The following is a 12,058-nucleotide window of genomic DNA, read 5'->3' on the forward strand; positions in this document are numbered from 1 at the left end:
ACCAGCATCGGCACGCACTTGGTACCAGGTGGCGCCCGGCACCAGAGTCCAGATCATGGCGATCACGAGTGTCCTGTCGGGTCCGTCCGCGACCCGTCCCGCCCCGTGGCGGGCCCTTCCCGTCCTGCTGACCGGCGCGTTCCTGCCGGTGCTGGACGCCTTCATCGTCAACGTGGCCCTGCCCAGCATCGGCGGCTCCCTGCGCGCCGGCCCGGCGGAGCTGGAACTCACGGTGTCCGGCTACGGCGTCGCGTACGCCTGCGCGCTCGTCGCGGGCGGCCGGCTCGGGGACCGGTTCGGCCGGCGGCGGCTGTTCATGGTCGGCATGCTGGCCTTCACCCTGATGTCCACCGGCTGCGGACTCGCGCCGTCCACGGCCGCGCTGATCGGGTTCCGGGTGGCGCAGGGCCTGGCGGCGGCGCTGATGTTCCCGCAGGTCCTGGCCGCGATCCAGGCGGGCTTCTCCGGCGCGGAGCGGCAACGCGCGGTCGGCGTGTTCGGGGCCGTGATCGGCGCGGCGGGCGCGGTCGGCCAGGTGTTCGGCGGCTGGTTGCTGTCCGCCGACGTCGCCGGGCTGTCCTGGCGGCCGTTGTTCCTGGTCAACGTGCCGGTCGGCGTCCTGGCCCTGCTGCTCTGCCGGCGGCTGGTCCCGGAGACCCGGTCGGACTCGGCGCCCCGGGTCGACGTGCGCGGCGCGGTGTTCCTGGCGGTCGCCATCGCCCTCGTCCTGGTGCCGGCGACCCTGGGCCGGGCCGACGGCTGGCCACTGTGGACGTGGCTGTGCCTGGCCGGCGCCGTCCCGGTCGGGATCGCGTTCGCCGTCTCCCAACACAGGTCAGAGGCCTCGGGGGGTACGCCGCTCCTGCCGCCCTCGCTGCTGCGCCTGCCGGCCGCCCGCCGGGCCCTGGTGGCGGTCACCCTGTTCGCGTCGTGTATCGGCGGCTTCCTGTTCACCACGGCGATCACCCTGCAGGTCGGCCACGGGTTCACCCCGGTCGGGGCCGGGCTGGCCATGGGCCCGTGCACCCTGGCGTTCCTCGGGGTGGCGGTGTGCACCGGCCGCCTGGTCGCCCGGTACGGCACCCGGCTGCTCGTCGTCGGCGCCGTGACCTTCGCGGTGGGGCTCGCCGGTTTCGGGGCGGTCGTCGCGCTGTCGGACCGGGTGACCGTGCTCGGGGCCGCGCTGCCGTTGGCCGTGGCCGGGGCAGGGTGGGCGGCTCTGCTCGTACCCCTCGTCGGGTTGGTCCTGGCGGGGTTGCCCGCCGAGCGGGCCGGACTGGCGGGCGGGGTGCTGTCCACCGCGTTGCAGATCGGCCTGGCCCTGGGCGCGTCGGTCCTCGGGTCGGTGCTGTTCGCGATCGTCGGGACCGGCGGGGATCCGGGCCGGTGGCGGGCCGCCACGCTGACCGGGGTGGCCGTGGAGTGCGCGCTGGCACTGACGGTGGCGGCGATCGTGGGCAGGCTCCGGGCCCGTTGAGCCGCGCCGGCCGACTCCCGCGCCGCCCATGCCCTGGCCGTGGCCGGCCGGGTGGCCGACAGTGGCCGGCCCAGCCCTGGTCGAAGGCGGTCGGGCCCTGGCCGAGGGTGGTCCGGCCCTGGTCGAGGGTGGCCCGGCCCTGGTCGAGAGTGGTCGGGTGCCGGGTCAGACCGACGGTCTGGTCTGCGGCGGGGTCGGCCGGGACGCGCGGCCCGTCAGCAGGACGATGCCGCCCACCGCCGCGATCAGCAGCGCCACGATCCCGACCGGCAGAGCCAGCAGGAAAGGCAACCGCCAGCTGGCCAACTGCTCCGTGACCGCCCCGACCACCGGCCCGAGCACCAGCGCCACCAGCACCGCGCCCGCGACGACGGCCGCCAGCACCCCGCGGCGCGCCATCCGCGCGACCAGCGCGCCCGTGACGCCCCAGGCCAGACCGGCCCCCAGCCCGGTCACCGCGCGGCCGACCAGCAGCAGGACGCTGTCGGGGGCGAAGGCGGTCAGGAGGGCTCCGAGCATGAGGAGCACGCTCGCGGGCACCGCGACGGAGGTCGGCCACCGCCAGCCGACCAGGGCGCCGACCCCGGCGGCCAGGATCGCCGGCAGCAGGTAGGCGACCAGCACCAGGGCGAGCACCGAGTTCGCCAGGGCCAGGTCGCGCTGGATCGCGGTCCATTCCGGCCCGACGGTGACGAGGGCCAGGAACGCGCCGAGCGACGCGGCGATCGTCGGCCCGATCAGCAGCCAGGCGGGCCGGGGGCCGGGGCCGGGGCTCGGGGCGGGCTGGTGCGGGGCGGTGGGGAAGGGCTGCGTCATCCCGCAGAGGATACGGGCGCGGTGCCACCCCGGCGGGTGCGCGTGACCTTCCTCATCGGAGGCCGGCCCCGGTCCCCGCCGCTGGCGGACACGGCGGACCGCCCGCTCCCCCGATGCCTCAGGCGCGGGGCCGGAGCCGGGCCAGGGGGATCAGGACCAGCAGCGGGACGAACAGCGTCCACTGGGGCAGGGTGAACACCGCCGGGCCGAAGGCGGCCAGGTTCACGGTGAGGAACACCACGGTGAAGGTGGCCGCGAGGAACCAGGTGTAGAGGAGTACCGGGCGGGCGAGGGTCCGGTCGGCGCGGGCGGCCCAGAACAGGGCCACGGGCAGGGACGCGAGGACCAGGGTGGACACGTGCCACAGCACACGGAACAGCTGCCGGGTCGGCGCGTCGAGGCCGGAGGCGAGCAGCGGGTCGACGAACTCGGGGGTACCCCCGAACACGTGGAGCGCGGTGATGGCGGCGGCGAGCGCGGCGGCCACCCACAGCGGCCAGCGACGGGTCGGGGCGACGGCGACGGGCATGGAGTTCCTCCGGTGGGTGTGGGTGGCTGCTAGCGGGACGGTCGCGGCCCCGGGGCGCGGGCGCCGTCGAGGACCAGACGCACCAGGTCCTCGGCGGTACCCGGGTCGGCGGGTTCGCCCAGGACCACGCAACGGAAGAACACCGCACCGCCGAGGGCCTCACTGATCGTGTCGACCGGGACCGAGTCCCCCAGTTCCCCGCGCGCGGCGGCGGAGCGCAGCACCAGCTCCACGGCCTGTTTGACCGGCGCCAGGAACTGTTCCCGGACGACGGTGCGGAACCCCTCGTCGGCGCCGAAGTCGGCCAGCACCCCGGCGGCGGCCGCGACCGCCGCCGGGGTGCCGAACTCGGCGATCATGGCGCGCACCAGGGTGCGGAGGTCGGCCTCCAGGTCGCCGGTGTCCGGGACCGTCCGCGGGCCGACGCTGGTGAAGACGGTCTCGTAGACCAGGTGGGCCTTGCTGGGCCAGCGCCGGTAGATGGAGGTCCGGGCCACTCCGGCGCGGCGGGCCACCGACTCCAGCGACGTGCCCGGGTAGCCGACCTCCACGAGGAGTGCGCGGGTCGCGGCGGCGATGGCCTCGTCGACCCGCCCGTCCCGGGGGCGCCCGCGCCCCGTCGGCCCGGAGCCGTGGGCGGGCGGCGGCTGGGCGGCGGCGCTGTCGTTCACCATGGCTTTACGCTACACGACGTACCGTATCGTTAATCGGCGCCACCCCCGGACTGCCCGTGGCCGGGTGTCGAGACGGGCCCAGGGTGGCCGGTACCCGTCTCGATCCGGCGGTTTGGGGGTGGCCGGGGCGGCGGAGGAGACGGCCGCGCCGGTACCCATCTGGGGCTGGGCGTTTCTCCCGGTCTCCGGCGGGGCATCCTTATGACATGAACCCCGGGCTGCTGGGCGGTCGCTACCGTGTCGAGGAAGAGCTCGGCCGGGGCGCCATGGCCTGCGTGTGGCGCGCGACGGACCTGCGGCTCGGGCGGTCCGTCGCCGTGAAGATCCTCGACAAGGCCGACGTCTTCGGGCCGACGACACTGAAACGCTTCGAACGCGAGGCCCGCACCGTGGCCTCGCTGTCGCACCCGAACATCGTCGGGGTCTGGGACACGGGCAGCGAGGCCGGGGTTCCGTACCTGGTGCTGGAACTCGTCGACGGCGACAGCCTCGCCACCCGGCTGGCCGACGGGCCGCTGTCCGTCCCCGAGGCCGTGCGGATCGCCGTCCAACTGTGCGAAGGGCTGGCTGCGGCCCACACCGCCGGGGTGGTGCACCGCGACATCAAACCCGCCAACATCCTGCTCACCACGACCGGCGTGGCGAAGATCTGCGACTTCGGGATCGCCCGCCTCCGGCAGACCGACGTCACCGAGGAAGCCCTGACCGCCGCCGGCATGATCATCGGCAGCAGCGACTACCTCGCGCCCGAGCAGGCCACCGGCCGGCCGGTCGACGGCCTGACGGACCTGTACGCGCTGGGCGCCGTCCTCTACGCGATGGTCAGCGGGGGCCCGCCGTTCACGGCCGACACCCCGCTGGGCGTGGTGCACCAGCACGTCACGACGGTCCCGCCCCCGCTGTCGGCGACCGTGCCCGGGGTGCCGGCCGCCCTGGACGACCTCGTCGCGGGGCTGCTGGCCAAGGACCCGGCCGCGCGGCCCGCGACCGCCGGGGAGGTCCGGTCCGCGCTGCTCGCCATCGGAACGGAGGCCACCGCGGCACTGTCCGGGGCCACCCGGGTCGAGGGCGGTCGGCGGCGCGGCGCGGTACTCGTCGGGGCCGGGGTCGTGGCCCTGGCGGCGGTGGGCGCGCTGCTGCTGGCGGTGTCCCGGGACGGCGGGCCGACCGGGGGCGCCCCGTCGGGGACGCCGGTGTCCGTGGCGCCGTCCGGTTCGCCGGTGCCGGTGCCGGTGGTGAGCGGCGGGACGGGATCCGCGCCCTTCCCCACCCGGTCGTCCGGCGTCGGCCCGTCGCCGTCGGCCGTCCCCAGCCCGACGGTCGTGCCCTCGGCGGTGCCGTCGGCGAGTGCCGGGCCGTCGGCGTCGCCGACCGCGCAACCGCCCACCGGGGAGCCCACCACGGGGCCGGAGCCGACGGAGCCACCGAGGACACCCGACGGTTCTCCCGCGCCGGCCGCCGGGACGCCGTCACCGGTCGGCCGCCCGGGCGCGCCCGCCTAGCTCCCGGAACGACCGCACCCAGCTCCCGGGACGACCAGCCGTAGGTCCCGGACGACCGGCGACGTAGGTCCCGGACGACCGGCGACGTTGCTCCCGGGGACAGCCGGCCGTAGGTCCCGGACGACCGGCGCCGTTGCTCCCGGGACGACCGGCACCGGACGCCGGCCCGCACCGCCCGAGCACTGTCGCCCGGGTCCGCTCAGGGAATGAGCACGAGCTTGCCGGGGGCGTGCCCGGCGATGCCGACCTCGTGCGCCTTCGCGGCCTCGGCCAGCGGAAACGTCAGGTCGACGATGACGCGCAGCGCCCCGGATCCGGCGAGGTCGACGAGCTCACCCCGGGCGGCGTCCCGGAGTTCGGCGCCCGGGTCCTCCCCGGGGCCGTAGCCGAGCAGCCGGACGCCGGCCGTGGCCCGGAGCGGCGAGGACCCGGTGATCGAGGCGATCCGGGTGCGGTCGGCCACCAGGGCGAGGGAGACGTCGAGCGCCTCGTCGGTACCGGCGAGGTCCACCGCCGCGTGGACACCCCCGGGTGCGGCGGCGCGCACCCGGTCGGCCAACCCGGGCCCGTAGGCGACGGGGACGGCGCCGAGTTCGCGCAGCAGCGCGTGGTTGCGGTCGGCGGCGGTGGCGATCACCGTCGCCCCCGTGGCGGTGGCCAGTTGCACGGCCATCAGGCCGACCCCGCCGGACCCGCCGTGCACGAGCACGGTGTCCCCGGCGGCCACCCCGGCGGCGTGCAGCGCGTGGACGGCGGTGGTGCCGGTCAGGATCAGCGACCCGGCCTCGGCCCAGCCGAGGCCGGCGGGCTTGGGGAGGACAGAGGTGGCCGGGGCGGTGACGTAGTCGGCGTAGGCGGCGGTCACCGGGTACACGATGACCTCGTCGCCGACCCGCACGCCGGTCACGTCCGGGCCGACCTCGGTGACGACGCCCGCGCACTCCAGGCCGAGCGAGGGCATCGCGGCGGCGGTCCCGGCGGCGTCCCGGTGGTCGTCGGCCACCTGGTGGAAGGCCCCGCTGTAGAGCTTCCAGTCGATCGGGTTGACCCCCGCGGCGCGGACCTCGACGACCACCCTGTCGGCGGCCGCGCGCGGGGTCGGCACCTCGGTCACGGCGAGCACGTCGGGCGTGCCGTAGGCGGTCGGACGCACGATTCTGGGCATTGCTGAACTCCTGACGTGGTGGAATGCGTGCCCCGCGATCGATCGGGGGCTCCTGGGAACCAGTATCGAACCGCTCCGGCATAATGCCCAGTGCACTGTTGGTAGCGATTAAGTGCGTCGAACGCATGAATGGGGGTACCGGGTGGCGGAGGAGCTGGACCTCAACCTGTTGCGCGTGTTCGACGCGCTGATGGACACCGGCAGCGTCGCGAAGGCCGCCGCGCGCCTGCACCTGTCCGCGCCGGCGACCAGCCGGGCGCTGGGCCGCCTGCGGCGGGCGATGAACGACCCCATCCTGGTACGGGCGGGCCGCGGCCTGGTCCCCACCCCGTTCGCCCTGCGCTCGGCCGCCACGGTCAGGGCACTGCTCGACGCGGCGGACCGGCTGCGCACCGACCCCACCGACAGCGACCCGGGATCCTGGCGGCGCACGTTCACGATCCGCCTCAACGACGCCCTCGTGCCCGTCATCGCCCCGCGCCTCACCCGCCGGATCGCGGGCGAGGCACCCGGGGTCCGGCTGCGGTTCCTCGGCCAGGACTCCGAGGAACCCGACCCGCTGCGCGACGGCTCGATCGACCTGGACGTCGCGGTCGGCAATCCCCCGCCACCCGACGTGCACAGCTCCCCGTTGTTCACCGACCGCTTCGTCGCCGTCGTCGCCGCCGACTCGGAGCTGGGCCGGGCGCCGCGCCTGACCCTCGACGACCTGTGCCGCCATCCGCACGTCTCCGCCTCGCGCCGGGGCCTCGCCCGGGGCCCGCTCGACGCCGCCCTGGAACAGGTCGGGCGGTCCCGGCGCGTCGCGGCGGTCGTGCCCTCCTACGCCGTGGGCGCGCTGATGGCCCTGGAGGACGACGTCGTCTGCCTCGTGCCCCGGGTGATCGCCGCGCACCTGGTCGGGCGGGGCGTCCCCCTCCGGTACCACGAGGTGCCCGTCGACCTGCCCACCGCCGACGTGGAGCTGCGCTGGCACCGCCGGGTCCACGACGACCCCGCCTCGCGGTGGCTCCGCGACCGGCTCCGGGACGCCCTCCGGCCGCTCACGGCCGGCCCGCGCCCGACGGGATCGCGGGCCGGCGGCGCGCACGCCCCTACGACCTGACCTTCTCGGGGAACTGCCGGGCCGGCGCGGTCGCGCACCATCTGCTTGGGGAACCACCGGCCCGGCGCGGTCGCGCACCATCTGTTTGGGGAACTACCGGCCCGGCGCTTTCGCGCACCGGCGACCAGTGGGGTGGACAGTGGCCGCGCACCGGATCCTCCGGACCCCGCGTTCCGGTCCCCGAACGCGCCGACACCCGGCGATGCGTCCCGCAACGTGTCAGGACACGGGCTGGTGCTCCGCCCGGGGCGCGGGCTCGACGACGGCGGCGCGGGACGGGCGACCGAGCCACCGCAGGGTCGCGAGCGCGCCGACCAGGGCGATGCCGGCGCACACCAGCGCGCCCTGCCCCATCGCGGCCGTGAACGCGCGGTCGGCGGCGGTGAGCAGCTCGGCGCCGGAGGCCGGGGGCAGGTGACCGGCGAGGACGTGCGCGGCGGTCAGGTCCTCGGTGGCCCGGGCGGGGGCGGCGGGCAGGTCCCCGGCGAGCCGGGCGCGGTAGACGGCGGACACGACGCTGCCCACGACGGCGATGCCCAGGACGCCGCCGAGCTCGCGGACCACGCCGTTGATCGAGCTGACCGTGTGGGCCCGGTCCGGGGGCGTCGCCGCGATGGTGGCCTCGCTGGCCGGGGCCATGATCAGGCCCATGCCTGCCCCGGTGACGCCCATGGTGAGGGCCAGGACCCAGAACGGGGTACCCACCGTGGTCAGGGACACCCCGCCCAGCCCGACGGCCATCGTCACCAGCCCGGCTCCGATCGTGTACCGGACGCCCAGCCGCGCCGCCACCAGGGCACTGGTCCCGGCCGTCGCCGCCATGGACAGGGCGAACGGGAGCGCGCCGAGCCCGGCCTGCAACGGGCTGTACCCGTGCACGAGCTGCAGGTACTGGGTGTAGACGAACAGCGCGCCGAACAGCGCGAAGAACGTGACGGCGAGGGTGAGGCTGGCGACGCTGAAGGCCGGGTTGCCGAAGACCCTGATGTCCACCATGGGGTGTGCGGCGCGCAGTTCCCACAGGGCGAACGCGGTCAGCAGTACCGCCGCCGCGCCGGCCTCGGCGAGCGAGGTGGTCGAGAGCCAGCCGCGTTCGGGGCCGTGCACGATCGCGTCGACGAGCGCCGCCAGGCCGGCGGTCGACAGCAGCAGGCCCGGCACGTCGAACCGGCCGCCCCGGTGGCCCGGCAGGGCGGGGATCAGGGTCAGGGCCGCGACGAGGGCCAGCCCGACCAGCGGGACGTTGATCCAGAACGCGCTGCTCCAGGAGAAGTGTTCCAGGAGCACCCCGCCGAGGACCGGGCCGACCACGATGCCGATCCCGGCGGTCGCCGACCAGATCGCGATGGCCTTCGGGCGTTCCCGGGGGCCGAACAGCGCCACGATCATCGACAGGGTCGCCGGCATGATGAGCGCGGCGCCGAGGCCCATCACCGCCCGGTACCCGATGAGCTGGCCGGTGCCGGTCGCGGTCGCGGCGGCAACCGAGCCGGCGGCGAAGACCACGAGGCCGCCGACCAGGGCCCGGCGGTGACCGAACCGGGCGCCGAGGCCGCCGGCCACGATCAGCATCGAGGCGAACACCAGGGTGTAGGAGTTGTTGATCCACTGCAGGTCGGCCGTCGAGGCGCTCAGCGCGCGGGCGAGGGCCGGCAGGGCCGTGTTGAGCACGGTGTTGTCGATGGTGGTGATGACGAGCGAGGCGCAGAGTACGGCCAGCGCTGGCCAACGGCGGGGGTGTCCGGATTCCTGGTCGAGCGGCATCGGGGGCTCCTAACCTTACGAGTGTTAACTAACAGTCGTTAGGCTAGCTCTTCGACTAACAGGTGTAAAGTCACGACGGTGAAGACGTCCGAGACGGCCGGCCGGCACCGCAACCCGCGCGGCGAGGGCGGGCGGCTGCGCGGCGAGATCCTCAGCGCCGCGACGGCACTGATCGTGCGGACGGGCTCCGACGAGGCCGTGACGCTGCGGTCGGTGGCCCGCGAGGTGGGCATCTCGGCCCCGTCGATCTACTCCCACTTCGCCGACCGCGACGCGATCATCGCCGCAGTGGTCGAGGAGGCACTGGAGCAGCTCGCCGAGGCGGTGCGCACCGCGACCGCCGAGCACACCGACCCCGTGGACCGGCTCCTCGCCGGCTGCGCCGCCTACGTCGACCACAGCACCCGGGAGTCCGCCCGCTACCAGGTGCTGTTCGGCTTCGCCCGGCAGAAGGCGGAACTGGCGGACGACGACGGCAAGGGCCCGGAGTTCCTCGGCGGGTTCGACCTGCTCGTCGACGGCGTGACCCGGTGCGCGGAGGCCGGCCGCTCGGCCAGCACCGACCCGTTCGCCGACGCGGTGCTGATCTGGACGGCCCTGCACGGCCAGGTCGTCCTGCGGGCCAACATCCCCTTCTTCCCGTGGCCACCCGACGACGGGGTGGAGCAGCTGGTGCTGCGGCTGGCCCGGATCAGCGCCTGAGCGGTCCGGCGACGGGAGCCCGCCCCGGGTGGGACGTGGCGGGCGAGTGGCCCGGCCGACCTTTCGCCCGGTCACGGGCGGAGTGCGACGATGGGGCCATGCGGATCGAACGGGTCAAGGCCTGCCTCAACGGCGGTCGGCGCGTCGCCGAGCACCCGGCGGTGCCGGTGACCCCGGCTCAGTTGGCGGCGGCCGCCACCTCCGCGACGGCGGCCGGTGCCGAGGCCGTGCACGTGCACCCGAGGGACGGGCACGGCGCCGAAACGCTGGCGGCGCCCGACATCGGCGCGGCGGTCGGCGCGATCCGCCGGGCCTGCCCGGACGTACCCGTCGGGGTCTCCACGGGTCTGTGGATCGCCGGACACGACCCCGGCGCGCGCCTGGACGCGGTGGCGGGGTGGTCGCGGCTGCCCGCGTCCCGTCGGCCCGACTTCGCGTCGGTCAACCTCAGCGAACCGGGCTTCGGCCCGCTGGCGCTGACCCTGTGGTCCCTCGGCGTCGCCGTCGAGGCCGGCGTGTGGTCGACCGCCGACGCCGACGCCCTGGCCGGGTCGGGGCTGGCCGGGCGGTGCCTGCGCGTCCTCGTCGAGATCATCGGAACGCCCCGGGACGCCGCCCCGGCCGCGGCCACGGCCGTGCTCGACCGACTCGAAGCGCTCGACTGCCCGGGACCACGCCTCCTGCACGGCGAGGACGAGGCCACCTGGCCCCTGGTGGCGCTCGCCGGACAGCTCGGCCTGGCCACCCGGATCGGCCTGGAGGACACCACCACGGACCCCGATGGTGCACCGGTCGCAGGCAACGCCGAGCTCGTGCGGCTCGCCCTGGCCACCTGGACCGCACAGCGGCCCAGCCCCGGAGGCAACGAGGAAGCGAGCCGGCCCGGTCGGTGACGTCCAGCCGGCGGTGGGCCGGAGCGCCCGTCAGCGCCCGCCGTGGGCTTCGGCGATCCGGGCGAGCTGTCCGGTGACCGTGCCCCAGCCCTCGGCGAAGCCGAGCTTCTCGTGCAGGGCCCGGGCGGCGGGGTCGCCGTGCCGGACGACGACCCGGTAGTCCGTGCCGTCCGGATGGTCGCCCAGGGTGATCTCCGCCGTCATGGCGACCGGGGCCGGGCTCGCGGGTCGCCAGCCGCCGTCGACCGCGTTGGTGAACACGATCCGCTCCAGCTCCTCCACGACGAGGAAGCACGCGTCGAGGTGCGGGAGGTACTCCACCCCGTCCTCGCTGAGCCGGGTCACGAGCCCGCCGCCGGGCCGGACCTCCAGGCGGTCGACGCGGCACAGGGTGGGGGCCGGGAGCCACCACCGCGCGAAGCTCGCCGGGTCGGTCCAGGCGTTCCAGACGGCCGCGCGGGGGGCGCGGACGATCCGCTCCACGGTCAGGTCCAGGTCGGGGTTCATGGTCGGTTCTCCCTGGTGTCGGTGAGGAAGTCCTCGAGCCGGTCGGTGCGCTCCTCCCAGACCCGGCGCTGCTCGGCGAGCCAGTCGTCGAGGACCGCGAGGCGTTCCCGGTTGAGGACGCACGTGCGCACCCGGCCGGACTTGGCCGTGCGGATCAGGCCATTGGCCTCGAGGGTCCGCAGGTGCTTCATGAAGGAGGGAAGGGTCATCGGGAACTCGCGGGCGAGGTCACTGACACTCGTCGGACCACGGCCGAGGCGCCGGATGACCCCGCGCCGGGTCGGGTCGGCGAGGGCGACGAACACGCCGTCGAGTTCCGCCAGATACTGTGCCACAAGGCTAAGTATTACCCCGGGCCGACACTTAGCGCAAGGGCAAAGTATCTACCGCCCCGCCAGCGCCCGAGAAGGGCCCGACAGCGACCCGGCAGGCGGCTCGGCCGGGGATCCGAAGCGGCCCGCGCGGCCCCGTGACACGACCGCGCCACGGAACGGCCCACGCAGCCCCGGGACGCGACCGCGCCCGCCCGGGCGGTGCTCGGACGGGCGCGGCGGGCGTGCTTCAGCTGTTGTTGCCGATGGCGCCGTCGGCGGCGTTGCGCGCGCCGTCGATCTGGTCGCCGAACTTGCCGTCGGAGAGCTTCTTGGCCAGGTCGGCCGCGCCGTCGAGCGCCTTGTCGCTGACCTGCTCGCCCTGGTCGGTGTTGAGGAAGTCCGTAGCCTTCTTGGTGAGGTCTTCGAAGCCCATGCCGTGCTCCCGGTACTCGGTGGAATGGCGCGCCAGCCCGGGCGGAACGTGCCTGGGCTGCGCAGACGATGGTAGTTCAGGCGGCTGGCGACCCGGCCCGGCCGGTACCCGGAATAATCTCCGCGCCCCCGTGTTGAGGAGTATGCAAACGCATATAGCTGCCGGCGCCACCGGCAC

General features: G+C 75.3%; 13 protein-coding genes. 5 read left to right on the forward strand and 8 right to left on the reverse strand.

Annotated features, from left to right (window positions below; all coding sequences use genetic code 11):
* Positions 1 to 55 precede the first annotated feature (55 nt).
* Positions 56 to 1,477 (forward strand): MFS transporter, encoded by a 1,422-nt coding sequence (locus AB0M43_RS06290; RefSeq protein WP_363721651.1) that lies wholly within the window; start codon positions 56 to 58, stop codon positions 1,475 to 1,477.
* Positions 1,478 to 1,642: 165 nt separating this feature from the next.
* On the opposite strand, the gene AB0M43_RS06295 is transcribed toward AB0M43_RS06290, so the two are convergent.
* From AB0M43_RS06295 to AB0M43_RS06305, 3 genes are all read right to left on the reverse strand, one after another.
* Positions 1,643 to 2,293: an MFS transporter gene (locus AB0M43_RS06295; RefSeq protein ID WP_363721653.1), complete on the reverse strand. Its 651-nt coding sequence runs from the start codon at positions 2,291 to 2,293 to the stop codon at positions 1,643 to 1,645.
* A gap of 118 nt (positions 2,294 to 2,411) precedes the next feature.
* Positions 2,412 to 2,822, reverse strand: a complete 411-nt coding sequence (locus tag AB0M43_RS06300) for a hypothetical protein (protein WP_363721655.1) — start codon at positions 2,820 to 2,822, stop codon at positions 2,412 to 2,414.
* A gap of 29 nt (positions 2,823 to 2,851) precedes the next feature.
* Positions 2,852 to 3,496 (reverse strand): TetR/AcrR family transcriptional regulator, encoded by a 645-nt coding sequence (locus tag AB0M43_RS06305; RefSeq protein ID WP_363721657.1) that lies wholly within the window; start codon positions 3,494 to 3,496, stop codon positions 2,852 to 2,854.
* Between the two features lie 206 nt (positions 3,497 to 3,702).
* Between AB0M43_RS06305 and AB0M43_RS06310 the strand changes: the two genes are divergently transcribed.
* Positions 3,703 to 4,998: a protein kinase gene (locus tag AB0M43_RS06310; protein WP_363721658.1), complete on the forward strand. Its 1,296-nt coding sequence runs from the start codon at positions 3,703 to 3,705 to the stop codon at positions 4,996 to 4,998.
* A 199-nt stretch (positions 4,999 to 5,197) separates the two neighbouring features.
* Here AB0M43_RS06310 and AB0M43_RS06315 read toward each other — a convergent pair whose 3' ends face one another.
* Positions 5,198 to 6,163 (reverse strand): NADP-dependent oxidoreductase, encoded by a 966-nt coding sequence (locus AB0M43_RS06315; protein ID WP_363721659.1) that lies wholly within the window; start codon positions 6,161 to 6,163, stop codon positions 5,198 to 5,200.
* A gap of 112 nt (positions 6,164 to 6,275) precedes the next feature.
* On the opposite strand from AB0M43_RS06315, the gene AB0M43_RS06320 reads away from it, so the two are divergent.
* Positions 6,276 to 7,268: a LysR family transcriptional regulator gene (locus AB0M43_RS06320; RefSeq protein ID WP_363721660.1), complete on the forward strand. Its 993-nt coding sequence runs from the start codon at positions 6,276 to 6,278 to the stop codon at positions 7,266 to 7,268.
* A gap of 219 nt (positions 7,269 to 7,487) precedes the next feature.
* Here the strand turns inward: AB0M43_RS06320 and AB0M43_RS06325 are convergent, their stop codons facing one another.
* Positions 7,488 to 9,032 carry an MFS transporter gene (locus tag AB0M43_RS06325; protein ID WP_363721661.1) on the reverse strand — a complete coding sequence of 515 codons (1,545 nt, stop codon included), beginning with the start codon at positions 9,030 to 9,032 and terminating at the stop codon, positions 7,488 to 7,490.
* 78 nt (positions 9,033 to 9,110) lie between these two features.
* On the opposite strand from AB0M43_RS06325, the gene AB0M43_RS06330 reads away from it, so the two are divergent.
* Together AB0M43_RS06330 and AB0M43_RS06335 are read left to right on the forward strand one after the other, a co-directional pair.
* The gene (locus AB0M43_RS06330) at positions 9,111 to 9,734 is read left to right on the forward strand and encodes a TetR/AcrR family transcriptional regulator (protein ID WP_363721662.1); all 624 of its coding nucleotides are present in this window, start codon (positions 9,111 to 9,113) and stop codon (positions 9,732 to 9,734) included.
* A gap of 98 nt (positions 9,735 to 9,832) precedes the next feature.
* Positions 9,833 to 10,627 (forward strand): 3-keto-5-aminohexanoate cleavage protein, encoded by a 795-nt coding sequence (locus tag AB0M43_RS06335; RefSeq protein ID WP_363721663.1) that lies wholly within the window; start codon positions 9,833 to 9,835, stop codon positions 10,625 to 10,627.
* 30 nt (positions 10,628 to 10,657) lie between these two features.
* Here the strand turns inward: AB0M43_RS06335 and AB0M43_RS06340 are convergent, their stop codons facing one another.
* The 3 genes from AB0M43_RS06340 to AB0M43_RS06350 all read right to left on the reverse strand — a co-directional run bounded on the left by AB0M43_RS06340 (position 10,658) and on the right by AB0M43_RS06350 (position 11,881).
* The gene (locus tag AB0M43_RS06340) at positions 10,658 to 11,134 is read right to left on the reverse strand and encodes an SRPBCC domain-containing protein (protein ID WP_363721665.1); all 477 of its coding nucleotides are present in this window, start codon (positions 11,132 to 11,134) and stop codon (positions 10,658 to 10,660) included.
* Positions 11,131 to 11,469, reverse strand: a complete 339-nt coding sequence (locus AB0M43_RS06345) for a metalloregulator ArsR/SmtB family transcription factor (RefSeq protein WP_363721666.1) — start codon at positions 11,467 to 11,469, stop codon at positions 11,131 to 11,133. Before AB0M43_RS06345 ends, AB0M43_RS06340 begins: the two co-directional genes overlap by 4 nt.
* Positions 11,470 to 11,695: 226 nt before the next feature.
* Positions 11,696 to 11,881 (reverse strand): antitoxin, encoded by a 186-nt coding sequence (locus AB0M43_RS06350; protein ID WP_363721667.1) that lies wholly within the window; start codon positions 11,879 to 11,881, stop codon positions 11,696 to 11,698.
* Positions 11,882 to 12,058 lie beyond the last annotated feature (177 nt).

Source organism: Longispora sp. NPDC051575 (assembly GCF_040681875.1).
Lineage (GTDB): Bacteria > Actinomycetota > Actinomycetes > Mycobacteriales > Micromonosporaceae > Longispora.